Source organism: Micromonospora sp. NPDC049060 (assembly GCF_040649055.1).
Classification (GTDB): domain Bacteria; phylum Actinomycetota; class Actinomycetes; order Mycobacteriales; family Micromonosporaceae; genus Micromonospora; species Micromonospora reichwaldensis.
This window is the reverse complement of the sequence record NZ_JBEZEV010000041.1, coordinates 27,616-51,577: the sequence shown is the minus strand read 5'-3', so window position 1 is coordinate 51,577 and position 23,962 is coordinate 27,616. Positions and strand designations below refer to the sequence as shown.

General features: G+C 75.2%; 23 protein-coding genes and 2 pseudogenes. 13 read left to right on the top strand and 12 right to left on the bottom strand.

Translation table 11 applies throughout. The features are described 5' to 3' along the window. The 4 genes and pseudogenes from AB0B83_RS16995 to AB0B83_RS16980 all read right to left on the bottom strand — a co-directional run. Positions 1-96: ATP-dependent Clp protease proteolytic subunit (locus AB0B83_RS16995; protein WP_357578983.1), on the bottom strand; the 96-nt coding region annotated here is incomplete at its 3' end. Continuing rightward, positions 95-1,333 (bottom strand): annotated as a pseudogene (locus AB0B83_RS16990) (aminotransferase class V-fold PLP-dependent enzyme); the annotation flags it as partial. The gene AB0B83_RS16995 and the pseudogene AB0B83_RS16990, both read right to left, overlap by 2 nt. Further along, positions 1,330-2,823, bottom strand: a complete 1,494-nt coding sequence (locus AB0B83_RS16985; RefSeq protein ID WP_357578980.1) for an MFS transporter — start codon at positions 2,821-2,823, stop codon at positions 1,330-1,332. The pseudogene AB0B83_RS16990 and the gene AB0B83_RS16985, both read right to left, overlap by 4 nt. A 32-nt stretch (positions 2,824-2,855) precedes the next feature. Then, complete coding sequence (locus AB0B83_RS16980) at positions 2,856-3,167, bottom strand: MGMT family protein (RefSeq protein ID WP_357578979.1); 312 nt, start codon at positions 3,165-3,167, stop codon at positions 2,856-2,858. A gap of 61 nt (positions 3,168-3,228) precedes the next feature. Here AB0B83_RS16980 and proB point away from each other — a divergent pair, with 61 nt between their 5' ends. The 8 genes from proB (at position 3,229) to AB0B83_RS16940 (ending at position 8,780) form a co-directional block, all read left to right on the top strand. After that, entirely contained in the window at positions 3,229-4,338 is a 1,110-nt protein-coding gene (gene proB / locus AB0B83_RS16975; protein WP_192581527.1) for a glutamate 5-kinase, read from the top strand. 11 nt (positions 4,339-4,349) lie between these two features. Next, complete coding sequence (locus AB0B83_RS16970; RefSeq protein ID WP_357578978.1) at positions 4,350-5,594, top strand: glutamate-5-semialdehyde dehydrogenase; 1,245 nt, start codon at positions 4,350-4,352, stop codon at positions 5,592-5,594. A gap of 112 nt (positions 5,595-5,706) precedes the next feature. Further along, positions 5,707-6,105: a YbaB/EbfC family nucleoid-associated protein gene (locus AB0B83_RS16965; protein ID WP_357578977.1), complete on the top strand. Its 399-nt coding sequence runs from the start codon at positions 5,707-5,709 to the stop codon at positions 6,103-6,105. A 2-nt stretch (positions 6,106-6,107) separates the two neighbouring features. Beyond that, complete coding sequence (locus tag AB0B83_RS16960; protein WP_132230860.1) at positions 6,108-6,434, top strand: hypothetical protein; 327 nt, start codon at positions 6,108-6,110, stop codon at positions 6,432-6,434. A 27-nt stretch (positions 6,435-6,461) separates the two neighbouring features. Continuing rightward, the gene (locus AB0B83_RS16955) at positions 6,462-6,956 is read left to right on the top strand and encodes a hypothetical protein (protein WP_151456503.1); all 495 of its coding nucleotides are present in this window, start codon (positions 6,462-6,464) and stop codon (positions 6,954-6,956) included. Further along, on the top strand, positions 6,949-7,566 hold the full coding sequence (locus AB0B83_RS16950) for a hypothetical protein (RefSeq protein ID WP_357578976.1): 618 nt from the start codon (positions 6,949-6,951) through the stop codon (positions 7,564-7,566). Before AB0B83_RS16955 ends, AB0B83_RS16950 begins: the two co-directional genes overlap by 8 nt. Further along, positions 7,563-8,183: a hypothetical protein gene (locus tag AB0B83_RS16945; protein WP_357578975.1), complete on the top strand. Its 621-nt coding sequence runs from the start codon at positions 7,563-7,565 to the stop codon at positions 8,181-8,183. Before AB0B83_RS16950 ends, AB0B83_RS16945 begins: the two co-directional genes overlap by 4 nt. Before the next feature lie 81 nt (positions 8,184-8,264). Then, positions 8,265-8,780 (top strand): SUKH-4 family immunity protein, encoded by a 516-nt coding sequence (locus AB0B83_RS16940; protein WP_357578974.1) that lies wholly within the window; start codon positions 8,265-8,267, stop codon positions 8,778-8,780. A 16-nt stretch (positions 8,781-8,796) separates the two neighbouring features. Here AB0B83_RS16940 and AB0B83_RS16935 read toward each other — a convergent pair whose 3' ends face one another. The 6 genes and pseudogenes from AB0B83_RS16935 to AB0B83_RS16910 all read right to left on the bottom strand — a co-directional run. Next, entirely contained in the window at positions 8,797-9,618 is an 822-nt protein-coding gene (locus tag AB0B83_RS16935) for a prenyltransferase/squalene oxidase repeat-containing protein (protein WP_357578973.1), read from the bottom strand. Between the two features lie 100 nt (positions 9,619-9,718). Further along, complete coding sequence (moeZ, locus tag AB0B83_RS16930) at positions 9,719-10,969, bottom strand: adenylyltransferase/sulfurtransferase MoeZ (RefSeq protein ID WP_357578972.1); 1,251 nt, start codon at positions 10,967-10,969, stop codon at positions 9,719-9,721. A gap of 41 nt (positions 10,970-11,010) precedes the next feature. After that, the gene (locus AB0B83_RS16925; protein WP_357578971.1) at positions 11,011-11,736 is read right to left on the bottom strand and encodes a DUF3152 domain-containing protein; all 726 of its coding nucleotides are present in this window, start codon (positions 11,734-11,736) and stop codon (positions 11,011-11,013) included. A gap of 220 nt (positions 11,737-11,956) precedes the next feature. Next, positions 11,957-12,808, bottom strand: coding sequence for a DUF3152 domain-containing protein (locus AB0B83_RS16920; protein WP_357578970.1), 852 nt, complete (start codon positions 12,806-12,808; stop codon positions 11,957-11,959). Positions 12,809-12,912: 104 nt separating this feature from the next. Further along, the gene (locus AB0B83_RS16915; protein ID WP_357578969.1) at positions 12,913-13,887 is read right to left on the bottom strand and encodes an alpha/beta hydrolase; all 975 of its coding nucleotides are present in this window, start codon (positions 13,885-13,887) and stop codon (positions 12,913-12,915) included. 38 nt (positions 13,888-13,925) lie between these two features. Further along, a pseudogene (locus AB0B83_RS16910) lies at positions 13,926-15,824 on the bottom strand (hypothetical protein); the annotation flags it as partial. A gap of 1,299 nt (positions 15,825-17,123) precedes the next feature. On the opposite strand from AB0B83_RS16910, the gene AB0B83_RS16905 reads away from it, so the two are divergent. Further along, positions 17,124-17,762, top strand: coding sequence for a TetR/AcrR family transcriptional regulator (locus AB0B83_RS16905; RefSeq protein WP_132230849.1), 639 nt, complete (start codon positions 17,124-17,126; stop codon positions 17,760-17,762). Between the two features lie 65 nt (positions 17,763-17,827). Beyond that, positions 17,828-18,055, top strand: a complete 228-nt coding sequence (locus AB0B83_RS16900; RefSeq protein ID WP_088960194.1) for a DUF3107 domain-containing protein — start codon at positions 17,828-17,830, stop codon at positions 18,053-18,055. A 61-nt stretch (positions 18,056-18,116) separates the two neighbouring features. Here AB0B83_RS16900 and AB0B83_RS16895 read toward each other — a convergent pair whose 3' ends face one another. After that, positions 18,117-18,770, bottom strand: coding sequence for a ferritin-like fold-containing protein (locus AB0B83_RS16895; protein WP_357578968.1), 654 nt, complete (start codon positions 18,768-18,770; stop codon positions 18,117-18,119). A 317-nt stretch (positions 18,771-19,087) separates the two neighbouring features. Here AB0B83_RS16895 and AB0B83_RS16890 point away from each other — a divergent pair, with 317 nt between their 5' ends. From AB0B83_RS16890 to AB0B83_RS16880, 3 genes are all read left to right on the top strand, one after another. Continuing rightward, entirely contained in the window at positions 19,088-20,749 is a 1,662-nt protein-coding gene (locus tag AB0B83_RS16890) for a DEAD/DEAH box helicase (protein ID WP_357578967.1), read from the top strand. Positions 20,750-20,922: 173 nt separating this feature from the next. After that, a complete protein-coding gene (locus AB0B83_RS16885) occupies positions 20,923-22,119 on the top strand; it encodes an SAM-dependent methyltransferase (protein WP_357578966.1) in 1,197 nt (398 codons plus the stop codon). Positions 22,120-22,253: 134 nt separating this feature from the next. Then, the gene (locus AB0B83_RS16880) at positions 22,254-22,670 is read left to right on the top strand and encodes a helix-turn-helix domain-containing protein (RefSeq protein WP_091627481.1); all 417 of its coding nucleotides are present in this window, start codon (positions 22,254-22,256) and stop codon (positions 22,668-22,670) included. Between the two features lie 52 nt (positions 22,671-22,722). Here the strand turns inward: AB0B83_RS16880 and AB0B83_RS16875 are convergent, their stop codons facing one another. Next, positions 22,723-23,823, bottom strand: coding sequence for a hypothetical protein (locus tag AB0B83_RS16875; protein ID WP_357578965.1), 1,101 nt, complete (start codon positions 23,821-23,823; stop codon positions 22,723-22,725). Positions 23,824-23,962 lie beyond the last annotated feature (139 nt).

The following is a 23,962-nucleotide window of genomic DNA, read 5'->3' as shown; positions in this document are numbered from 1 at the left end:
GAGCAGCAGCATCTGGGCGCAGATCTGGTTCGCCGAGGCGTCGGTGACCTCGGTGCCGAGGAAGATGATCCGCTCCTTCAGCAGCCGGTCGAACAGCGGCCACGGCGTCGGCCAGGTCCGGGCCGAACTCCGCCACCCGGGGCGCCACCGCGGCGGTCACCGTCAGGTGCACGCTCGGCGGCAGGTCGGCGTACGACAGCTGGGGCTGGGTGTGCCAGCCGCGGGCGGCCAGCTCGTCGACCAGGACGAAGAGGTCGAGGCCCGCATCGGTGGCGGTGAAGCAGATGACTGTCGACTCCGGCTCGGCCATCAGCCGCAGCCCGTCGACCGCGCGGACGGCGTCGGCCAGGCCGGCGACGGCGTCCCGGGTGGCCGCCGCGAGCCGCAGGTACCCGTCGTCGCCGAGGTGCCGCAGGGTGGCGTACGCGGCGGCGATCGGTCCGCCGGAGCGGGTGGAGGCGATGACCGGGTTGACCATCGTGTAGCCGGGCCAGTCCGCGTACGCGAAGTACTGCGGGGCGCGCAGCGCCGGGTCACGGTGCAGCAGCACCGACACGCCCTTCGGGGCGTACGCGTACTTGTGCAGGTCCACCGAGATCGAGGTGACCCCCGCGAGCGCGAAGTCGAACGGCGGCACGTCCGCCCCGAGGCGGCGCAGGTACGGCAGGGTCCAGCCCCCGAAGCAGGCGTCCACGTGGCAGCGCACCCCGGCCTCGGCCGCCGCCGCCGCGATCTCGGCGACCGGGTCGACGACGCCGTGCGCGTACGAGGGGGCGGAGCAGGCCACCAGCACGGTCTCCGGGCCGATGGCGGCGGCCACGTCGGCGGCGGCCGGCCGCAGCGTCGACGCCGACACGGGCACCGTGTCCACGGCGACCCGCAGGTAGTGCGCCGCCTTGGCGAACGCGGCGTGCGCGCTGGCCGGCACCACGATCCGGGGTGCCGCGATCTCCGGGTGGGCGTCCCGGGCGGTCTTGACGGCGAGGATCAGCGACTCGGTGCCGCCGCTGGTGACGCTGCCGACGACGTCCGGCGCGGCGCTGCCGGGGCCGCCGCCGAGCAGCCGGGCGGCAGCGCCGACCAGCGCGTTCTCCATCGCCAGCAGCGACGGGAAGGCGGTCGGGTCGAGCCCGTTGACGTGCGCGCTGCCGGCGTACGCGGCGGCGGCCAGCTCGTCCAGCCCCGGCACCGCCGGGTCGTAGACGTACGCGAACAGCCGCCCCCCGTGCGTCGGCCGGTCGGCGCAGCGCAGCGCCGACACCTCCGCCAGCACCTGCTCGGCGGGCAGCCCGTTCCCGGGCAGCGCCCGCCGCTCGGTTCCCTCGTCGATCATGGAGTCGTGGTGCCCTTTCCGTGGGGGTCAGCGGCTTTCCTCCCCACCACAACCGCATGATCGGCGGGGTGGGTGCGGGGGTGCGGGGTCGGGGCGGGGGCGGCGGCGGCCAGGCGGGCCGGGGTCAGGTCGTAGGGGCGGAGGGCCAGGACCGCCAGGCCGACCAGGAGGGCGGGGAGGACCGTGAAGCCGAGCAGGATGCCGAGGCGGGCGGTGCCGGACTGGGTGGCCGCCGTGCCGGTGTCGGAGGAGACGTAGCCGCTGAGCTGGAGCACCAGGCCGAAGATGCCCGGCCCGAGGGCCAGCCCGAAGGTCTCGCCGGCCGTCCAGAGGCCGGTGAAGACGCCCGCCTGCCGCCGGCCGGTGCGCGCCGTGTCGTACGCGATGCAGTCCGGGAGCATGGCGAGGGCGAACACCTGCTGTCCGGCGTAGCCGACGCCGATCAGCGCGACCAGCAGGTAGACCGCGAGCGGGGGCAGCACCGGGGCGGCGACCAGGGCAAGCGCGCCCGCCGCGAAGATCAGCGAGGCGGCGACCAGCGCGGCGAGCTTGCCGACCCGCGCCCCGACCCGGGTCCAGAGCGGCATCACCAGCAGCGCCGGCCCGACGAAGCAGGCGAACAGGACGGTCGGCCCGCCCTTGGGATCGCGCAGGATCTGGTCGGCGAAGTAGTTGACCCCGGCGAGGACGGTGGCCACCCCGGCGGACTGCACCACGAAGCAGACCAGCAGCGCCCGGAACGGTCGGTTGCGGGCGGCGACGGCGAGCTGGGCGCGCAGCGTCGGCTCGCTCTCCCCCACCGTGCCGGAGGGCGCGGACCGGGTGCCGAGGAAGGCGCCGACCGCCCCGAGCACGATCAGCCCGGCGACGAAGAGCCCCATCCAGCGGTGCCCCGGGACGCCTCCGCCACCGGCGTCGCGCACCAGCGGGGCCACCGCGCCGGAGACCAGGATGGCCAGCGCCAGCACCGCGATCCGCCAGCTCATCATCCGGGTACGTTCGGCGTAGTCGCCGGTCAGCTCCGCCGGCATCGCCACGTACGGCACCTGGAAGAAGGCGAACGCGGTGGCGGTGGCGAGGAAGGCCAGCGCCACGTACGCCCCGGCGGCCGGCCCGGCCCCGAACGGCGCGGCGAAGATGGCGGCGAAGAGCACGCCGAGCGCGAGCCCGGCGACCAGCAGGTACGGCCGGCGGGCGCCCCAGCGCGACCGGGTGCGGTCGGAGATCCGGCCGGCGACCGGGTTGACCAGCACGTCCCACGCCTTCGGCAGGAGCACCAGCAGGGCCGCCGCGCCCGCCGCGACGCCGAGGGTGTCGGTCAGGTACGGCAGCAGGAGCAGGCCGGGCACGGTGCCGAACGCGCCGGTCGCCAGCGATCCGAGCGCATAGCCGGCGTGCACCCGGCGCGGCAGCACGCCCGGCGCGGACGTCGGGCCGGCGGCGGGCGGCGCGGCGGGCGGGGAGCCGGCTCCACCCGGCGGCGCGTCCATGACGCCGAATGTTACTCATGTTATGGCGCGGGTCACATCCCCTCCTCGGGGGACCAGCTCGCCCTCATGTCCACCCCGTCGCCGCGCAGCGGCGTCCCCTCGGCGCGCAGCCGGGCCCGCGCCTCCCGCTCGTGCCCGGGTGGCAGCCGGCCGGCCGCGTTCACGACCCGGTGCCAGGGCACTCCCCCGCCGTGCCGGGCCATGATCGAGCCGACCAGCCGGGCCGACGCCCGCCCCGAGCGTTCGGCCAGCGCGCCGGCCACCGCCCCGTACGACATCACCCGGCCCGGCGGGATCCGCTCGACGAGCTCCAGCACCGCTTCGACGTACTCGTCAGGTCTCACGACCGGCCACGATATGAGAACGCGCCGGGGCGTGCCGGGACCGACCACGCAGAATGGGCGGGTGCGTGACATGGTCACGGCGGCCCGGCGGGTCGTCGTCAAGATCGGATCCTCCTCGTTGACCACCGCCGAAGGCGGGCTGGACGACGGGCGGGTCGGCGCGCTCGTCGGCACCCTGGGCGCGCTCGCCGCCGAGGGCCGGGAGGTCGTGCTGGTCAGCTCCGGCGCGATCGCCGCCGGCCTCGCGCCGCTGGGGCTGTCCCGGCGCCCGCGCGACCTGGCCACCCAGCAGGCCGCCGCCAGCGTCGGGCAGGGCCTGCTGATCGGCCGGTACGCGGCCGCCTTCGCCCGGCACGGGCTGACCGTCGGGCAGGTCCTGCTCACCGTCGACGACGTGACCCGGCGGGCGCACTACCGCAACGCGTACCGCACGCTGCGCAAGCTGCTCGACCTGCGGGCGGTGCCGATCGTCAACGAGAACGACACGGTCGCCACCGAGGAGATCCGGTTCGGCGACAACGACCGGCTGGCCGCCCTCGTCGCCGCCCTGGTCCACGCCGACCTGCTGGTCCTCCTCTCCGACGTGGACGCCCTCTGGACCGGCGACCCCACCCGCCCGGGCTCCAGCCGGATCAGCGAGGTGCACGACGAGCGGGACCTGACCGGGGTCGACATCGGCGGCGCAGGCCGGGCCGGCGTGGGCACCGGCGGCATGGTGACGAAGGTGGAGGCGGCCCGGATCGCGACCGGGTTCGGCATCCCGGTGGTGCTGACCGCCGCGCCGCTGGCCGCCCCCGTGCTGGCCGGCGAGCCCGTCGGCACCCTGTTCCACCCGAGCCGCCGCCGCCCGACGGCCCGGCTCTTCTGGCTGGCCCACGCCACCACTCCCCGGGGGCGGCTGCACCTCGACCCGGGCGCGGTCGCGGCGGTGGTGGGTCGCCGCAAGTCGCTGCTGCCCGCCGGCATCACGGCCGTGGACGGGGCGTTCACCGCGGGCGACCCGGTCGACCTGGTGGACGTCGAGGGCGCGCCTGTCGCCCGGGGACTGGTCAACTACGACGCGGTCGAGCTGCCCGGGCTGCTCGGCCGGTCGACCACGGAACTCGCCGCGGCGCTCGGCCCGGCGTACGAACGGGAGGTCGTCCACCGCGACGACCTCGTACTGCTGTGAGGAGTGCGGCGATGAGCGTGAGCGAACAGGCCCGGCGGGCGCGTACGGCGGCGGAGGCGCTGGCCGTCGCCACGCGTACCGCCAAGGACGCCGCGCTGGTGGCGATGGCCGACGCGCTGGTGGCGCGTACGCCGGAAATCCTCGCCGCGAACGCGACGGACCTGGCGGCCGGGCGCGAGGCCGGGCTGAGCGCGGCCGTGCTGGACCGGCTGGCCCTCGACGCGGGGCGGGTGGCCGGCATCGCCGACGCGTTGCGGCAGATGGCCGCGCTGCCGGACCCGGTGGGCGAGGTGGTCCGGGGCTCGACCCTGCCCAACGGGCTGGAGCTGCGCCAGATCCGGGTGCCGTTCGGCGTGGTGGGGATCATCTACGAGGCCCGGCCGAACGTGACTGTCGACGCCGCCGGCATCTGCCTGAAGTCCGGCAACGCGGCGCTGCTGCGCGGCTCGTCGTCGGCGGCCCACTCCAACGCCGCCCTGGTCGCGGTGCTGCGCGACGCCGTTGCCGAGGCTGGCCTGCCGGCGGACGCGGTGCAGCTGCTCGACGCCAGCAGCCGCGACTCGGTCAAGGAGCTGATGCGCGCCCGGGGCCTGGTCGACGTGCTGATCCCGCGCGGCGGCGCGTCCCTGATCCGCACGGTGGTCGAGGAGTCCACCGTGCCGGTCATCGAGACCGGCGTGGGCAACTGCCACGTCTACGTCGACGCCGCCGCCGACGTGGCGAAGGCCCTCGCGATCGCGCTCAACGCCAAGACCCAGCGGCTCTCCACCTGCAACACCGCCGAGTCGCTGCTCGTGCACGCGGCGGTCGCCGACGCCTTCCTGCCGCCGATGCTGGCCGCCTTCGCCGAGGCCGGCGTCACCGTGCACGGCGACGAGCGGGTCGCCGCCCACTCGGCCGCCGTGCGGCCGGCCACCGACGAGGACTTCGCCACCGAGTACCTCTCCGCCGACATCTCGGTCGCCGTCGTCGACTCGCTCGACGCGGCGGTCGCGCACATCCGGCGGTACGGCACCGGGCACACCGAGGCGATCGTCACCGACTCGACCACCGCCGCCCGTGAGTTCGTGGCCCGGGTGGACGCGGCGGCCGTGATGGTCAACGCCTCGACCCGGTTCACCGACGGCGGCGAGTTCGGCTTCGGCGCCGAGATCGGCATCTCCACGCAGAAGCTGCACGCGCGCGGCCCGATGGGCCTGCCCGAGCTGACCTCCACCAAGTACGTGGTGACCGGGGACGGCCACCTGCGCGGCTGAACCACCGCCGACGCTCGCGGGTGCCCGGACGGCCGTGGGCGGGGCCACCGCCGGATTGCGGGTGACCGCTAGTCTGGGTCGGGTTCGGCACGGCTTGTCTTGGGGAGGCGGCATGCTGGGCGAGAGTGCCCTGGAACAGCAACTGGCACAGGCGCGGGCAGCGCTGCGCGAGGTGGGCGGCGCCGCCGCGCCCCGGGAGCGGGTGGAGTCGGTGGCCGAGGCCGCCGAGGGCCGCATCCGGGTCACGCTCGGCACCGACGGCCGGGTGAGCGCCGTCGACATCGACCCCCGGGTGCTCCGGGAGGGCTCGGAATACCTCGCCGCCGAGCTGCGCCAGGCGGTCAACGCTGCGCTCGACGGCCAGGACGACGGGGTCGCCGCCACCGAGCCGATGCCCGACCTCGCCGCGATGACCGCCACCATCGAACGCCTCCAGGACCAGGGCCTGCGGCAGATGCGGGAGATCAGCCAGGCCGTCAGCGAGACAATGCGGAAACTGCACGGGAGCTGAGCGTGGAGAGCCTCGACGTCGACCTCGACGCGCTGGGTCGCGGCGCGGACGAGCTGGAACGAGCCAAGGAGTCCGTCCGCCAGGTCTTCGAGGGCTTTCAGGCGGCGGCCGGCGGTTACGCGGCGGCCTTCGGCGGCGACGACATCGGGTCCTTGCTCGGCGTCGCCCACCAGGCGTGCGTGGACGCGCTGGCCGAGTGCCTCGGCACCAACATCACCGAGTTGGAGAGCTACGTCGACGGCCTGCGCGGGATGGCCGACGGCTACCGCGCCGCCGAGGAGAACGCGGCCGCGTCCTTCCGCTCGATCCTCGGCTCGCTGGGTGCCTGAGCCGCCCGATCTACGAAAGGAGTCGCGGTGGGACTGACGCTCCCGGGTGAGCTCGCCTCCCTGCTCTCGATGCTCGGCTACGAGTGGCCGCAGTCGGACGAGACGGCGATCTTCCAGCTCGCCGGGGAGTGGACCGGCATGGCCGGCCAGATCTCCGGATCGGTCGCGCAGCTGGAGGCGGCGGCGCGGACGGTGCTCGACAACAACCGGGGCCAGAGCTTCACCGCCTTCGCGGGCGAGTGGAACGACGGCGAGTCGGCCGCGCGCAACATCGCCGACGTCGCCCGCCCGGCCACCGTCATCGGCGTCGGGCTGATGGTCGCGGCGGGCGTGGTGCTGGCCCTGAAGATCCAGGTGATCATCCAACTGGCCCTGCTGGCGATCCAGATCGCGCAGGCCATCGTGACGGCGGCGGTCACCTTCGGGGCGTCCCTCCTCCAGATCCCGATCTTCAAGATGATCACCGGTTTCATCATCGACCAGCTCATCGGCATGGCCGTGGAGACGGTGCTCAATGGCTAGGAAGCGGACCAGCCCGCCCCGGCAGACGCAGGCCAAGGGCGCCCGCGTCGTCTCGGCCTACCTGGAGAACGCCGACGTCTTCCGCACCGCCAAGTCGGCCGGCACGAAGCCGAAGGGCCCGGCGGTGCTGGTGCTGAAGAACCGGCCGGACTTCGACCGGCGGGACTTCGACCGCAAGGCCCGCGACCTGCAACGGCTCGGCCAGGACGGGGCGCTGAAGAAGGCACCCTCGGACCGGGACAGCAACAAGGTGTACGACCCGTCGACCGGCAAGCGCCGCACCCGTACCAACATCTACCGGGACCGGATGATCCGCAGCCTCACCAAGGACGGCCGCCTCACCCAGGACATGGGCACCCCGGAGACGAACAAGTACCTGGCCAACAAGAACGTGGTCGAGCGCCTCTACGCGGGCAAGGGGCCGATCACCGCCCGGGGCCAGGGCTACGACCCCGACCACATCCAGGAGCTGCAACTGGACGGAACGGACACGTACGATAACCTCAGGCCGATGGACGCCTGGACGAATCGCCAGCTCGGCAGCGACATCTCCGGCGCGCTGCGGGACGTTCCCGAAGGCACCCCGGTCATCGTGAAGGTGATCCCGTGACCGCCCCCCGGGACCCGGCGCGGCTGGACCGGATCCGGGAGAAGCTCGCGCTGCTGCGGCGCCTGGAGGCCGAGCACGGCTTCGGCGTGGTCATCGGCGAGCCGACCCCGCTGGAGCCGATCCCCGACCTGCCCGGCGTGGCCGAGGTCTACGGTCTGTTCGGCCGGCTGGCCGGCGACAACTTCCGGTTCGACACACCCGAGGAGATCCGCAGCCCGGCGGCCTGGGCGGCCCGCACGGTGGACGAGGACGACCCGATGGGCAGCCCGCTCGCGGTCGGCCACGAGGTGCACAGCATCCCGCCCCGACTGCGCGGCGAGATCGGGGCGGGGGCGCCGATCCGCCTCGACACCGAGGACCTCGACGTCTACTGGATGGAGCCCGACGACTACGTCTTCCAGTACGAGCACCCCGACGAGGACGTGGAGTTCACCGTCGTCGCGCCCGACGTGGCCACGTTCTTCGACGAGCACGTGCTCGGCCCCGGCTACCCGGAGCTGGTCGCCGTCGTCCTCGGGCCGGGCGTCCGGGACCAGCGGCTCCGCAAGGGCCGGCACGCCGGCGAGTACGCCGACAACTGGCGGCGCCTGCTGATCGCCGCCGACCTGGCGTCCTGACGCCGCTGCGCACCCGGCGTCCCGGCCCCGCCACCTGCGGCGCCCGCACCCCCTCCACACCCGAGACGCAAAGGACCACCGATGGCCGCTGACCCCCGGTTCCGCTCACTGTGGAACGAGGACGAGCTCATCCCGTACCCGCGCGAGGCGTGGCTGGAGGGGGGATTCGACGCCGACCTGCTGCCCGCAGGCGACGAGATCCCGCTCGACGTGGCGGTCGTCTACACCGCGTTCCTCGAAGGCGACATCGAGCTGTTCGACACGATCCAGCTGAGCACCGAGGACGGTTCCCTGGACATCCGGCTGATCGTGGTCGGCGCGGTCGCCGACAACCCGGACCTGCTCTACGTGCTCGACCCGGGGACCGGCGAGATCCTCCAATTCGACCTGGAGCAGCAGGACATCCAGGCCGTCAACAGCACCTTCCGCACCTTCGTCGAGTTCCTCTACCAGTTCGCGCTCTTCGTGGAGGCCGACGAGGGCAAGCCGGGCCGGGCCGAGCGGGCGGAGACGCTGCGCACCGTCCTGGAGAGCATCGACCGCGCCGCGTTCGCCCCGGACGCCTGGTGGCCGCTGGTGATCAGCCAGCTCAAGTGAGGTCGGCGGTGGAGCCTCAGCGGCAGGCCCGGATCGCGCTCAGCGTGGTGTGCACGTCGAACTGGGGCCCGTCGTCGCTCTCCCACCCGCCGTCGCTGCGCTGGGTCTCGGCCAGCCGCCGCCGCGCCCGCCCCAGCAGCCAGTCCTGCCCGTCGATGCCGACGCGGCGCAGCGTCGCGGCCAGCCAGGCCACGTCGCCAGGGGACAGCTCCGGCACCCGCTCGGCGAGGATCACCTGGATCCGCGCCGCCTCGTGGAACATCCCCTGCCGGTGCAGGACCGCCGCGCTCAGCCAGCCGGCGGGCAGGAAGGACGGCCAGCTACCGTCCGGGCGCAGCCGCGCGACGAGCGACTGGGCGGCGGCGTGCACGACGCCCGCGTACGCGCCGCCGACCCGGTGGTCGAGCGGCCCGGCCGCCCGCGCGTCCAGGCCGGCGACGGTCAGCCAGAACCCGGCATTGGCGGTCAGGTGGAACCCCGCCTCGGGGTCGCCCGGTCGGGCCCACTCGGGGGCCACGTCGGCCAGCGCCGGATCCTCCTCCCAGCCGCCGTCGGGCGACTGCCGCGCGGCCAGCCAGTCCAGGGCCCGGCGGGCGGCCGGACGACCGAGCGCGCCGAGATCGTCCAACTCGGACAGGCGGAAGCAGGTGGCGTCCACGGAGGAGACTCCCCCGCCCAGCGTCGCCGGCCAGCCGCCATCGGGCGCCTGGCCGACCTCGGCGTCGTCGAGCAGTCCGGGAGGTGGCGGCGCGCCGGTGCGCAGCCGGGACAGCCGGGCGCGGTCCACCGCGTCCCCGTGTGCCACGACGAACCCGACCGCCGCATCGATGTCGACCACGGCGGCAACGCTACCTGCGCAAACGTGATCACGCCTCGGCGAATCGGCCGAGGCCGCGGGGGTCGGGACGGCCCGCCGCGACCTCGGCCGACGGCGCCGGTCAGTACGCCGGCAGCGACGGGTCGATCTGCTTGATCCAGGAGAGCACGCCGCCCTGCACGTGCACCGAGTCGCGGAAGCCGGCCGCCTTGAGCGCGGCGAGCGCCTCCGCCGAGCGGACCCCGGACTTGCAGTGCAGCACGATCTGCCGGTCCTGCGGCAGCTTGGCGAGCGCCTCGCCCGAGATGATCTCGCCCTTGGGGATCAGCGTCGCGCCGGGGATCCGGACGATCTCGTACTCGGCCGGCTCGCGGACGTCGACGAGGAAGATGTCCTTGCCCGCGTCCTGCCACTCCTTGAGCTCCAGCGCGGTGATGGTCGCGTCGACCACCGCCTCCTGGGCCTCCACCGACACCGCGCCGCAGAAGTCCTCGTAGTCCTCCAGCAGGTCGGTGACCGTGGGGTTCTCGCCGCAGAGCACGCAGTTCGGGTCCTTGCGGACCTTGATCTTGCGGTAGCTCATCTCCAGGGCGTCGTAGACCATCAGCCGGCCGACCAGCGGCTCCCCGATGCCGGCGAGCAGCTTGATCGCCTCGTTGACCTGGATGGAGCCGATCGACGCGCAGAGCACGCCGAGCACGCCGCCCTCGGCGCAGGAGGGGACCATGCCGGGCGGCGGGGGCTCCGGGTAGAGGCAGCGGTAGCAGGGGCCGTGCTCGGCCCAGAACACCGACGCCTGGCCGTCGAAGCGGTAGATCGACCCCCAGACGTACGGCTTGCCGAGCAGCACCGCCGCGTCGTTGACCATGTAGCGGGTGGCGAAGTTGTCGGTGCCGTCGACGATCAGGTCGTAGCGGGAGAAGATGTCCCGCACGTTCTCCCGGTCCAGCGCCGTGTTGTGGATCTCCACGTTGACCAGGGGGTTGATCTCGCGGATCGAGGCCGCGGCCGACTCGGCCTTGGAGCGGCCGACGTCGGAGACGCCATGGATGATCTGGCGCTGGAGGTTGGACTCGTCGACGGTGTCGAAGTCGATGATGCCGAGCGTGCCGACCCCGGCGGCGGCGAGGTACATCAGGGCCGGCGAGCCGAGGCCGCCGGCGCCGACACAGAGCACCCTGGCGTTCTTCAGCCGCTTCTGCCCCTCGACCCCGACGTCCGGGATGATCAGGTGGCGCGAGTAGCGGCGGATCTCGTCAACGGTCAGCTCGGCGGCGGGCTCGACGAGCGGGGGCAACGACACGGTGGACTCCCCGGGATCGGCTGAAGGCGAACCGGCCCATTGTCGCTCGCACCGGCCTCGACCGGCCATGAGGAGCGACACGTCGCCCGAACTGCGGGAAGGGGAATAAGTCAGGTGCCGGGAACGAGCTCGCCGTCGTAGCGCGAGCCGTCGACGTACGGCCAGGCGTTGGCGACGCAGCCGTCCAGGCCGTACGTCTGCTGCTGCATCACCGGCGCCGGCTCGCCGGGCGCCGGGCAGGCCTGGTGTTCCTCGCCGAGTTCGTGGCCCACCTCGTGGTTGACCACGTAGGCGCGGTAGATCTCCAGCGGCGCCCCGTAGTCGGGGACCGCCTCCAGCCAGCGCGCCAGGTTGATGATCACCTGCCCGGGGAGCCGGCAGGAGGTGTAGCCCTCGGTGCTGAGCCCGCCCTCGGCGCACATCCGCTCCGAGGTCTCCGGGGTGGCGAGGTAGACGGTGAAGTCGGCGTCGTCCGCCTCCGCCACCCGCCGCAGCCGCAGCTCCTCCGAGGCGATCCAGCTGCGGGGGTCACCCAGTACCTCGTCCACGGTGGCGGCGAAGGCGGCGACGTCCTGGTCGGTGCCCTGCTCCACGGCCACCCGGTAGTACCGGAGCGGCCCGTCGGTGCCCCGCACCGGGGAGTCGCCGGGCGCAGTGGTGAAGTCGCCCGTACCCGTACGGGGGTAGGCGGAGGGCCGTGCCCGCTCGTCCGTTCCCGCCGCGTACGACGTGCGGTTCCCGTCGCCCGTGGTCGGCACGGGCGCGCGGTCGCCGGCCCGGACCAGCGTCACGGCGGCGGTCGCCGCGAGCAGGAGGGTGACGCCGAGCCCCGCCATCCGGCGGTTCCGGAGCGGGGCCGGCGGCCGCCACCAGCGCGTCGGCCGAGGTGACGACGGTCGGGTCGGCGTCGGGCGGCGGGCCGGGCCGGTCGGGTCGGAAGGGGACGACGACGTCATGGACCGAGCGTCCCACACTAATCGGGCATTACGCCGCGAAAAACGCGAACCTCGCTCATGCCCTCAGGGGTGAACTCAGCCGGCGCCCGATCGCCGCCGGTCAGAGCCGCGGGCCCGCGTACCGGCGGCCGTCCCGGTACGGCCAGGGATTGGCGACACAGCCGTTCAGGAAGAGCGTCTGCTGCATCATCACCGGCGCCACCCGGCCCCTGCCGGGGCAGCGCTCGTGCCGGTGCCCCAACTGGTGCCCGACCTCGTGGTTCACCACGTACGTCCGGTAGACCGACAGCGGCACCTTCGCGCTCACGAAGTGCGGCACCGAGAGCCGCCAGCGGTCCAGGTTGATGATCACCTTGCCGGGCGCCCGGCACGACGTGTAGGGCTTCCCGCCCACCCGGATGTCCACCCCTCCGGCGGCGCACAGCCGGCCCGCCGTCCTGGCCGTGGCGAGGTAGACCGTGAAGTCGTGCCGGGAGGCGGCGCGTACCTGCTGCAACCGCAGCTCGCCGTCGACCCAGCTCCCCGGCCCGGCGAGCGCCCGCTCGACGGCGGCGGCGAACTCGCCCGCGTCCTCGCCGGCGCCCGACTCCACGGCGACCCGGTAGCGGCGCAGCGTGCCCGCGTCACCCAGCACCGGGCCCGCCCGGTCGTCGTAGCCGAAGCTGCCCCGGCCCGCCGTCGGCACCGGCCCGGGCAGCCGGAGCACGGCCGGCGGTGGCTCGACGGCCGAGGGCGTCGCGGCCGGCGCCGACGGCAGCGGCGAGGCCGCCCCCGGCGCGAGCATCGGCGCGGGAGCCAGTTCCCCGGCGGTGAGCGCCTCCGCCCCGACGTCGGCGCCCCGCCGGTCGGCGATCACCGCGACCGCCGCGCCGACGGCGAGCACCAGCGCCACCAGCCCCGTGAGGCGCCGCCGACGCTCCGGACGGCGGTGCCGCGGGCGGGTCAGGTCCACGCCGCCGTCCCGTGGGGGCGACGTGGCCTGGGCGCGACGGCGGCCCTCGACGGGGGCCGGGGCACGACGGGTCGGGGTGGGGTGACGGGCAGGGGGCATCCCGGTCAGCCTGCCATGTCGGACCGCCTGAGCGTGTCCCCCGTTTCGGTGAGCAGGCCCAGCACGGCCCGGGCCACCAGGCGCGGCACCTCCAGTTGCGCCACGTGCCCGACCCCGTCGAGCATCAGCAGCCGGCTGTCCGGGACGACGCGGGCCGTCTGCGGGGCCACCCGCACGTCCACCAGCCGGTCGGCCCGCCCGCCGACGACCAGGGTGGGCGCCTCGACCGTCGCGGCGAGCCGCCACAGCGACCCCGACCCCGGCAGGTACGACCGCAGGAAGCTGGAGACCAGTCCCCGGAACGTCCGGACGTACGCGGCGGCGTAGTGCGCGGCCTCGTGCCGCACCCGGATCTCCTCCAGCGCCTCCTCCCGGCGCTGGTCGCAGATCCGGGTGAGGTCTGCCACGCAGGACTCCATCACCTGCTGGGCCATCACCTCGGGCGCGATCTGGGCCAGCCGCCAGGCGGCCAAACGCTCGCCCCGGGGGATCGCCAGCAGCGGCAGCATCCGGCCCTGCAACGAGCGCCGGAAGTCCAGGAACGGCAGCGCCGGCGAGATCAGGGTCAGGCTCCGGACCAGGTCCGGCCGTACCGCCGCCACCTGCACCGAGACCGCCCCGCCCAGCGAGTTGCCGAACAGGTGCACCGGCCCCCGGCCGGAGTGCTCGATCCAGCGGATCACCCGGTCGGCGAAGGACGGGACGGTGTACCGGCGGCCCGGCTCACTGCGGCCGAACCCCGGCAGGTCGATGGCCTGCCCGTCGAGGTGGTCGGCGAGCAGGTACGCCAGGTCGGTCCAGTTCTGCGACGAACCGCCGAGCCCGTGCACGTAGAGCGCCGGCTCCGCGTCGGGCGTGGTGGCCGGCGTGTCCCGGACGTACGTGACGGTGCCGTCGAGGCGTACCTCCCGCCCCGGCCAGGGCGGTGGGACGGAGTGCTCGGGAAGGAGGTGGTCCGGCCGGAGGGTGGCGCGCTTCATGACTCCAGTCTGCCCGGGGCCGCAACGACCGGCAGCGCTCAGGCCAGCAGCGCCTCGATCCGGCGGTTGACCGCGGCCAGGGTGGCCCGGACGACCGCCTGCCGGGGGTCACCGGCGACCAGCGCGGAGCCGACGAGCTGCTCCACCCAGCCGTCGCAGACCAGCAGCACCACGACCGTGGCCACGTCGCAGTTGCCGAAGGGCACCACGGCGGCGTGCTCGACGAAACAACGTCCACGGTCGGGGCCGGCGTCGGGGCCGGGCTCGCCGCCGCGCAGCAGCTCGTCCACCGCCGCCGCCGCGGCCACCGCGCAGAGCCGCAGCACGTACCCGTCGACGGCCGGCCCGGTCGAGTAGCCGGCGGCGCTCTCCCCGCCGGCGAGCAGGCGCACCTCCACGGTGGCGTCGAGCCCGAAGGTGCTCACCTGGACATGGTCGATCACCACCCGGGGACCCACCGCGCCGCCGGTGTCCAGCGGCCGGGACGGCGCGGTCTCCGTCGTCGTGACCTGCCCACCGGAGTACGACGTACCGACGGTCGCCGGGGCACCGGCCGGAGTCCCGGCCGGGGCGGCGGAGACCGAGCCGGGCTCCTCCACCGTGGCCCGGCCCCGGTGCGGGGCGACGGGCTGCCGGCGCCGACGCGGGGTCTCGGGCGCCGCCTCGGGACGCTGTTCGGCCCGGGTCGACGCGGCCTCCGACGGGCCGCCGGTCACCCTGGCGCCGGGCACCCGGGGCTCTGCGGAGGACGGCTCGGCGGGGCGTGCCGCGACGCCCGCCGACCTGGGGTCGGCGCCGCGCGGCTCCGCCGACCGGCGGCGTACCGGCGGGGCGGGTGCCGCCGGCATGCCCGGCAGGTTCTGCGGCGCGGCGGCCAGCCCCATCCGGTCCTGGAGCAGGCGGGCGACCTGCCGGCTCACCTCGGCCGGGTCGGCTCCGTCGGCGAGGTCGAGCCGCAGGCTGTGCGCGCCGGCCGGGGTACGGCGCAGCGCCGCGTCGCGGACCCCGGCCACGCCACGGACGGCGTCGAGGATGGCGTTGACGTCGAAGCCCTCCGGGCGCTCCCGCGGCGGGGCGGGCTCGTCCTCGCGGCGCAGATGGGTGGCGATGCGGGCGAGTTCGGGGGTTTCGGCGGGTGGCTCCACGGCTGGCGGCTCCGGCACGACGGGCACGTCCGGCTCGGCGGGGACGCGCTGCGGCAACACCGCCGGTGCGGACTCCGGCGCCTGGTCGGCGGCGGTCGGCGGGGCCGCCGGGGCCGGCTCGGGTGCGGACCGGCGGGCCGCGTAGGGGGGTGCGCTCGTCGGGGCGGGCCCCGACGGGGTGCGCTCACGCCGCCCGAACCCGCTGGTGGCGGCCTCGGCGGCGGGCTGCGGGCCGCCCGGGGGCCTCGGGGCCGGCTCCGCGCTCTCCGGCCGGAGCCGGAACGGCCGGGTGACCCGGTCCGGGGTGTCCTCGGCGCGGGCCGCCGAGGCGGCGGTCTCCGGGGCGTACGCGAGCGGGGGCGCGCCCGCCGGCGCGGGGACCGACCCGCCCGACGCCCAGGCCCGTCGCTCGGTCGGGGCCGGCGGTTCGGCCTCGGGCCGCGTGAGCCGGTCGGCGGGGGCGGACGGTCGCTCGTACGCCGGCCGGGGCACCGGCGCGGTCTGGGCGACGTCGTAGGGGCGGCCGGGCTCGCGGGGCGGGTCGTAGGGGCGGGGAGACTCGGCGCGCGACGGCTCGTGCGGTCGTTGCGGCTCACCGGCCCAGGCCGGCGGCTGTTCCTCGCGGGACCGGCGGCCGACGGGCTCGGGCTCCTCGCGGGCTCGGCGCCCCGCCGGTTCGGCGTCCTCCCGGGAGCGACGCCCCACCGGCTCGGCCTCCTCCCGGGACCAGGACGGCGCCCACGCGGCGCCCCAGCTCGGGCGGTTCCAGTTCGGGCCGGTCCAGTCCGGTTCGGTGCTCGGCGGCCACTCGGCGGCCGACTGTCGCGAACCGCCCGGTTCCGACCGGGACGACGGTTCCCGGTCGCCGCCCGGAACGTGCTGCACACCGGCCGCCGGTTCGGCGACCGGGGACCGGTCGGCACCCGGGTCCGCGCCGAAGCCACGCCCGACCCGCTCGTGCCCCGCGGCGTGCGGCGCGCGGTCCTGGTCGAACCCGCCCGGCGTGCGCTCCTGCTCGAACTCCCCCGGTGCGCCGTCCGTGCCGGCGGCGACCGGGTCGGCGTCCCGGTCCTCGCGGAAGGCGCGGTCCGCGCCCAGCGCTCGGTCGACGCCGGCGAGCCGGTCACTGGCGGTCGCGCGGTCGCCGGTGGCGGGCGCGTCATCGACCGGGCGCTCGGTGGGCGCGCGCTCGGTGGGCGGCGGGAAGTGGCGCGGATCGGGGGCCGACGGCTCCGGCGCGTAGTGGTCGCTCCAGCCGCGCGTCGGGCCGGCGGCCGACGGGGGCTCGTCGGCGGCGGCACGGTCGGCCGTCGGCGCGTGGAAGCCGGGCGGCACCTCGAAGCCGCTGGCGGCGGTGCCCACCGGCGGGACCTGGACGGCGGGGGGCGCCGACGTCGGCAGCCCCGGCTCCGACCAGCGGTTCTGGCGGCCGGCCGACGGGTCCTCGGCGGAGCGCCGGACCGGCCGGGACTCGGGGTCGGTGAACCCGTGCTGCGTCCCGGGCGGTTGCTCGGCCGTCGGCGCCGGGCGCTGCGCGGGCACCACCAGCCGGTCGTTGCCCGGGTCGCGACGCTGGTCGCCGGGAATGCCGGGCGGGGCGCTCACCGGGACCTGGCGGTTGACCGGCGCGTCGTCGGCGGCGTGGTCGACGCCGTTGGCGTGGTGGCCGTTGACCCGGGCCGGCGGCTCGGTCGCGGCCGGCGGGCCGGGCAGCGGTGGCGGCAGGTCGCCGTGCCGCGGGGACGAGGCGGCCCAACCGGGGGACGGCTCGGGCGGACCCCATGGCGAGGCCGGCTCGCGGGGGCCGGAGATCTCCCCGCCCCGGGACCAACTGGCCGCCGGGGGCGCCCACCCGCTGCCGGAACGGGCCAGGTCGTCCTGCGGACCCGTCCCGTCGCCGTGCTCCCCCGGGTTGGCGGCACCGGGTTGCCCTGTTTCACTCACCGCGCGCTCCTTGGTCGCCCCCGCTGAGGCTACCGTGTGGTGACAGTGGCGATAAGTTACAGCGGCGGGCCAATTCCGCGACGGGTCCCCGGGCCCCGACCGGTTCGGGTGAATTGCCGGCTCGTACGAAGAGACTCGGAGGTTCCCATGACCGCTGTGGGGAACGGTGCCCAGACCGCCGGCCGGCCCACCCGCCTGCCCCGTTCCGCGCGCCGTAAGCAGCTGCTCGCCGCAGCCCAGGAGGTGTTCGTCGCCCAGGGCTACCACGCGGCCGCGATGGATGACATCGCCGAGCGGGCGGGAGTCTCCAAGCCCGTGCTCTACCAGCACTTCCCCGGCAAGATGGACCTCTACCTCGCCCTGCTGGACACGCACTGCGACGCGATCCTCGCGAAGGTCGACGACGCCATGCGCGGCACCAACGACAACAAGGAGCGCGTCGGCGCGTCGGTGCGGGCGTACTTCGACTTCGTCGACCACGAGAGCGAGGCGTTCCGCCTCGTATTCGAGTCGGACCTGCGCAACGACCCGGCGGTGCGCCAGCGCGTCGAGCGGGTGGAGCAGGGCTGCATCGCGGCGATCACCGACACCATCATCTCCGACACCGGGATCAGCCGGGCGCACGCCGAACTGCTCGCCTCCGGCCTGGTCGGCGCGGCCGAGACCGCCGCGCAGTTCTGGCTGGCCCGTGGCCGGCAGCTGCCCAAGGCCGAGGCGGAGGCACTGGTCGCTGCGCTCTCCTGGCGGGGCATCGCCAGCTTCCCGCTGCAAGGTGAGTCAGCCTGAACATCCGGCCCCGAGATCGGATAGCCTTCCCAACGGCGGCTCTTTCGCCCGAATGAGGAGGCACAGTGGAGGTCAAGATCGGCGTGCAGTACGCGCCCCGCGAGCTGGTCCTGGAGAGCGCGCAGTCGCCGGCCGAGATCGAGCAGATCGTGACCGACGCCTTCGGCAAGGACGAGGGCACCCTCTCCCTGACCGACGAGAAGGGCCGGCGGGTGATCGTGCCGGTCAACAAGGTCGCCTACGTCGAGATCGCCGAGGCGTCGCCGCGCGCGGTCGGGTTCACCGTCCGCTGAGTGGTCCGGTCGGCCGCGACGGGTGACCCGACGATCGCCCGTCGCGGACGCCCGGTCGCGGTCAGTTGTTCAACCCGGCGGCGGCCATCCGCGTGGCGTGCGCCGCGGTCAGCCGCCCGAACAGTCCCGGCACGTCCACCCGCCCGCTCTGTGCGACGAGCGCGGTGAGCGCCCCCCGCTCGGCGGCGGCCACCCTGCCGGCCTGTGACAGCGCCTCGCCGACCAGTCGCCGCGCCCACATCGAGAGCCGGCCGGCCACCCTCGGATCGGCCTCGACGGCCGCCCGGATCTCGGCGACGGCGAAGTCGGCGTACGACGAGTCGTGCAGCACGTCGAGGACGAGTTGACGGTCCGGCTCGGCCAGGGCCGCGGCGATCTCCCGGAGGAAGTCGTCGGTGATGGCGTCGCCCACGTACGCCTTCGTCACCGCCTCCGCCCAGTCCCTCGGCTCGGTCGAGTCGTGGTACGCCTGGAGCGGCTCGACGTACGGCGCCATGGCGTCGTCGGGCAGCACGCCGAGCGCGGCGAGCCGGTCGGCCAGCCGCCGGTAGTTGCCGATCTCGGCGGCGGCCATCTCGCCCAGCGCCGCCCGCCGGCGCAGGTCGGGGGCGAGCCGGGCGTCGACGGCCATCCGTTCGAAGGCGAGCAGCTCACCGAAGGCCACCAGGCCGAGCAGGTCGACGACGGCGCGGTCGGGCAGATCGGTCGCGGGCACGAGCGCAGGCTACCGCCCGCCGGCAAACGGGCCTGAAGTGACGCAGGTCACATGGGTGGCCCCCGGCGTGGCGCGTGCGGATGGAATCGGGACGCCCCCGGGTCGGTTCAGGTAGCATGGAGCAGTTGCCGCGGGCGCCGACCTGACCCAGGCTGATCCGAGCGATCAGCCGGCCCGGTCGAAGTGTGAGGCCCGCGGCGCGCGTGCGGCCCGGTCCGGCAGAGGCTTTCAGCCGCCGACCGTGTGGCCCGCGCCACACCGAACGCGCCCTGAGGACATGACGGGGCGCACCCACGAGAGGGCACCCCCAAATCCATATGAGCGAGCTGACTCAAGACCTCATGGACGGCCAGGAACTGGCCGCCACCGCTCCGGTGCGCCCGGAGGCACCCACCTTCGCCGAGCTGGGCGCGCGTCAGGAGACCGTCGACGCGCTGGCCGCGGCCGGCATCACCCGCGCCTTCGCCATCCAGGAGTACGCGATCCCGATCGCGATGCGCGGCATCGACATGATCGGCCAGGCGCCCACCGGCACCGGCAAGACCCTCGGCTTCGGCGTACCGCTGCTGGAGCGGGTCTTCGCGCCGGGCGAGGGCAGCGACGGCGTGCCGCAGGCGCTGGTCGTCGTACCCACCCGTGAGCTGGGCATCCAGGTGGCCAAGGACCTCGCCGCCGCAGGCCGGACCCGGGGCGTCCGGGTGCTGCCCATCTACGGTGGCGTGGCGTACGAGCCGCAGATCGACGCGCTGCGCAAGGGCGTGGAGATCCTGGTCGGCACCCCCGGCCGCCTGATGGACCTGCAGAAGCAGAAGCACCTGCGGCTGGACCGGGTCCGCGCGCTGGTGCTGGACGAGGCCGACCGGATGCTCGACCTGGGCTTCCTCGACGACGTCGAGAAGATCCTGGCGATGCTGCCGGAGGACCGGCAGACCATGCTCTTCTCGGCGACCATGCCGGACCCGATCGTCACCCTCTCCCGGCGCTTCCTGCGCCAGCCGATGACGATCCACGCCGGGCACACCGCCGAGACCGGCCCGTCGCCGCAGACCGAGCAGCTGGCCTACCGCACCCACTCGATGAACAAGGTCGAGATCGTGGCCCGGATCCTCCAGGCCGAGGGGCGCGGGCTGACCATGATCTTCACCCGCACCAAGCGGGCCGCCGACCGGGTCGCCGAGGACCTCGACTTCCGTGGCTTCGCGGTCGCCGCCGTGCACGGTGACCTCGGGCAGGGCGCGCGCGAGCGGGCGCTGCGGGCGTTCCGCGCCGGCAAGATCGACACTCTGGTCGCCACGGACGTGGCCGCCCGGGGCATCGACGTCAGCGGCGTCACCCACGTCATCAACTACGACTGCCCAGAGGACCAGGACACCTACACCCACCGGATCGGTCGTACCGGCCGGGCCGGGGCGACGGGCGTCGCGGTGACCTTCGTCGACTGGGACGACATGCCCCGCTGGCGGATCATCGACAAGACGCTGGGCCTGGACATGCCGGAGCCCGCGGAGACGTACCACACGTCCCCGCACCTCTACACCGACCTGCACATCCCCACCGACGTCAGCGGCACCCTGCCGACCGCCGAGCGCACCCGCGCCGGGCTGTCGGCCGAGGTCGAGGAGGACCTCGGCGGCGGACGGTCCCGCCGGGGCGAGGGCGGCCGGGGCTCCCGGCGCGGCGAACGCGGCGAGGGCCGTGGTCGCGGCGAGCGCCGCCCGGGCCGCGCCGGCGGTGCGACCGACGCGCCCGAGGCCGACGCGCCGACCGACACCGCCGAGGACGGCACCCGCGTCCCGCGTCGCCGTCGGCGTCGCCGCGCCGGCGAGACCGTCGCGGGCGAGCCGACCACGGTGATCACCGCCGAGGCCACCGAGGCTCCGGCCGCCGCCGAGGGCGAGGCCGCGAAGCCCCGCCGCCGCCGGCGCCGTCGTGGTGGTGGCTCCGCCGCCGGTACGCCGGCCGAGGCGACCGCCGACTGACCGACGTACGTCACCCGAGATCCCCCGGACCGGTGCACCCGGTGCCGGGGGATCTCCTCGTCCGGGCCGTGATCCGCGGGCTGGGCGGACGCGACACCACCGGCGAGAACCCCCGGACACCGCCGCCGGGACGCGTGCCGGGCAGGCCGCCGGTCGACGAGGAAGATGGAGCAATGCCCGAACCACTGGACGCCGCCCTGACCGAGGTCCGGGCACTGCTGCTCGACCCGGCGCTCACCCGTGCGGTGGCCGCCGGACGCCGGCGTGGACACCGCCCCTCGATGGTCCGCGCCGAACTGCGGCCGGTCGCGCTCAAGGCGGGCCCCCGGTTGCAGATCTCCACCTCCGACGGCTCCCGCCCGTACACCCGCAACGTCGCCCCCGGCCCGGAGGCGGACGCGGCGGTGGACGCGCTGCTGGCCGAGCCGTTCGGCAACTGGCACGTGGAGACGGCCGACGCGACGCTCCAGCTGCGGGTCACCAAGTCCGGCGAGGCGCAGGTGCACCGGGCCGCCGCGGCCCGGCCCGCCGCCGAGCCGGGTGGGCACGACCGGGCGAAGGAGTACCTGCTCGACCCCGGTGACCCGATCTTCGCCGAGATCGGCGGCTCGGCGGCGAAGCGGCGGCAGGTCGACGCGTTCCTGCGGGCGCTGGCGGCGACCCTCCCGGACGACCTGACCGGCCCGCTGCGGGTGGTCGACCTGGGCTGCGGCAACGCGTACCTGACCTTCGCCGCGTACCGGTGGCTGGCGCAGCGAGGGGTCGACGTCGAACTGGTCGGCGTGGACGTCCGGGAGGACCAGCGGCGACGCAACACCGAGCTGGCCGAGCGGCTGGGCTGGGCCGACCGGGTCAGCTTCGTGGCCGGGACGATCGCCGAGGCCGTCGTGGAGCCCGCCCCGGACCTGGTGCTGGCCCTGCACGCCTGCGACACCGCCACCGACGAGGCGCTGGCCCGGGCGGTGCGCTGGCAGGCCCGCTGGGTGCTCGCCGCACCGTGCTGCCACCACGACGTCGCGGCCCAGCTGCGAGCGCGGCCGGCCCCGGCCCCGTACGAGCTGCTGACCCGGCAGGGCATCCTCCGGGAGCGCTTCGCGGACGTCCTCACCGACGCGCTGCGGGCCGGGCTGCTCCGGCTGCACGGCTACCGGGCCGAGGTGGTGGAGTTCGTCGACTCCCGGCACACCCCGCGCAACCTGCTCATCCGGGCACGCCGCACCGGCACCGCGCCCACCGCCGCCCAGCGGACGGAGTACCGGGAACTCGTCGACCAGTGGGCGGTCACCCCACGGCTGGCGGCACTGCTGCCGCCGGTGCCAGTGTCTGACGAGCGTGGTCGAGCGGTCACGGAGGCGACCAGCCGCGTGTGATCCACGCCATTCCGCAGGGTGCGGAGTCCCGCTCACGAGACGGTCTGGTCGATCAGTCAACTGTTTCCCTGCCTTTCCGTACTACCCTCGGAGGCGCACCGCCGGGTGCCGGTCGGGAGGGAAGACCCGCAGGGATGGGTTCCGTAGAGGTTTCTCCGCAGATGGCCTTCGCACGTTTCGTACGGCGCGCCATCGACGACGCCCGCGAGGAACGCGGCTGGACCGTCACCGACCTGGCGTCCCACACCGGCGTCGGTCGGTCGACCGTTTTCCGTTGGCTCGCCGGAGACTGGCAGGACTACCCCGAGCTGGCCAAGGTGCGCGGCTTCTGCGCCGCGCTGGACCTGCCGGTCGCGGCCGCGTTCCGCGCGCTCGGCCTGCCCGACGCCGGTCCCGCGCCCCGCCGGCGCGTCGACGACGGCCCGGTCGAGGCGGACGTCCGGGTGATCCTGCAACGGCTGGCCGACCCGACCGTGCCGGCCGAGGAGAAGCACCACATCCGCGACCTGCTGCGCTACCTGGCCCGCCGCCCCATCCGCCGCGCCGGCTGAGCGCCCACCGGCGCAACCGTGCCTCACCCGGCTTCGGGCGGCAGCCGCGAGGTCAGGGCACGGTCAGCGTGAACTCGGCGGTGCGCACCACGCCGGCGACCTGGAAGTCCAGGTAGAGCCGGTACCGGCCGGGGTCGGGCGTGGTCACCCAGAACGTCACCGCCCCGTCGACCGGCTGCGGCTCGGGGTGGACGTGCAGGTAGCCGAGATCCCCCTCGCGCAGGGCGACCAGGTGTCCGTACGCGCCGAGGTAACGCTCCAGCGCCGGGGGCCCGCCGGCCGAGTCGACACGGAAGGTCAGCGGGACGGTCACGCCGGCCTGCGGGGTGCCCTGGTAGCTGACGGTGAAGCCGTCGACCGTGGCCGAGGACGCCGGCGCCGGCAGCGGCGTCGGCTGGTAGCCGCCCGGCGCGGTCAGGTCCACCCCGAGGGTCACGGCGGTCTGCCGGCCGTCGTCGGCGAGCGCGGTGAAGTCGGCGTACGCCCGCCAGACGCCCGGCTGCGGCAGGGTCAGCGGCACCGACCAGGTGCCGTCGGCCGCCATCGTGGGGTGCAGGTGCTGGTAGCCGGTCAGGTCGCGACGCACCACGATGAGGTGCATCGGCTTCTCGTGCACGACCGCGAACCGGGTCACCGGGCGGCGTTGCGCGTCCCGGACCAGGAAGCGCAGCTCGCCCGCGCGGCCGGCGGTGAACGTGGCGGCCAGGGGGGTGAGCGTGTAGCCCGCCGAGCTGATCGAGAGACCGGCGGCCTGCGCCGCCGCGGCCTGGTCGACGCCGTGCTCGTGGGCGCCCGTGCCCGGCGGGTGGCTGTGGCCGGTGAGGGCGCTGTCCGGTCCCGCCGCCGCGGACGGGCCGCCGCCGTTCAGCCGACCGAGGCCGAAGCCGAGCAGGACGGCGAGCACCAACCCGCCGACGACCAGCGCCAGCCGGACGGTGCCGCGGTCCGGCACGGCCGACACGTGCTCCGGCCCGGCGGACGCCTGCTCCGACGAGACCGGCGCACCGTCGGACGCGACCGGCGCCTGCTCCGGCGGGGTCGGCCCGCCGTCGGGCGCGGTCGGCACGTGCTCCGGGGCCGCCGAGGCGTGCTCCGGCGCGGCCGACACCTGGTCAGGCACCGCCGCCGTCCCGGTCGCGAACGGGCTGCTCATCGGTCATGCCGCCCACGCTACCGCCCGTCGGCACCGGGCCGGCCCGCCGGTGGCGCGGCGTGGCGACGGTCGCAGTCCGCCCCCGCCGGGAACTTTCCCGACCGGTCCGATCATGACGCCGCCGCAGCTCGGGCCCTCC

Excerpts from the sequence above, each read along its gene's own strand:
- moeZ (WP_357578972.1), bottom strand. The coding sequence starts at position 10,969 with ATGGCCGGTCGAGGCCGGTGCGAGCGACAATGGGCCGGTTCGCCTTCA.
- AB0B83_RS16885 (WP_357578966.1), top strand. The coding sequence starts at position 20,923 with ATGCCCGAACCACTGGACGCCGCCCTGACCGAGGTCCGGGCACTGCTG.
- AB0B83_RS16950 (WP_357578976.1), top strand. The coding sequence starts at position 6,949 with ATGGCTAGGAAGCGGACCAGCCCGCCCCGGCAGACGCAGGCCAAGGGC.
- AB0B83_RS16985 (WP_357578980.1), bottom strand. The coding sequence starts at position 2,823 with ATGGACGCGCCGCCGGGTGGAGCCGGCTCCCCGCCCGCCGCGCCGCCC.
- AB0B83_RS16880 (WP_091627481.1), top strand. The coding sequence starts at position 22,254 with ATGGGTTCCGTAGAGGTTTCTCCGCAGATGGCCTTCGCACGTTTCGTA.
- AB0B83_RS16925 (WP_357578971.1), bottom strand. The coding sequence starts at position 11,736 with ATGGCGGGGCTCGGCGTCACCCTCCTGCTCGCGGCGACCGCCGCCGTG.
- AB0B83_RS16875 (WP_357578965.1), bottom strand. The coding sequence starts at position 23,823 with ATGAGCAGCCCGTTCGCGACCGGGACGGCGGCGGTGCCTGACCAGGTG.
- AB0B83_RS16915 (WP_357578969.1), bottom strand. The coding sequence starts at position 13,887 with ATGAAGCGCGCCACCCTCCGGCCGGACCACCTCCTTCCCGAGCACTCC.
- AB0B83_RS16970 (WP_357578978.1), top strand. The coding sequence starts at position 4,350 with ATGAGCGTGAGCGAACAGGCCCGGCGGGCGCGTACGGCGGCGGAGGCG.
- AB0B83_RS16905 (WP_132230849.1), top strand. The coding sequence starts at position 17,124 with ATGACCGCTGTGGGGAACGGTGCCCAGACCGCCGGCCGGCCCACCCGC.
- AB0B83_RS16965 (WP_357578977.1), top strand. The coding sequence starts at position 5,707 with ATGCTGGGCGAGAGTGCCCTGGAACAGCAACTGGCACAGGCGCGGGCA.
- AB0B83_RS16890 (WP_357578967.1), top strand. The coding sequence starts at position 19,088 with ATGAGCGAGCTGACTCAAGACCTCATGGACGGCCAGGAACTGGCCGCC.
- AB0B83_RS16940 (WP_357578974.1), top strand. The coding sequence starts at position 8,265 with ATGGCCGCTGACCCCCGGTTCCGCTCACTGTGGAACGAGGACGAGCTC.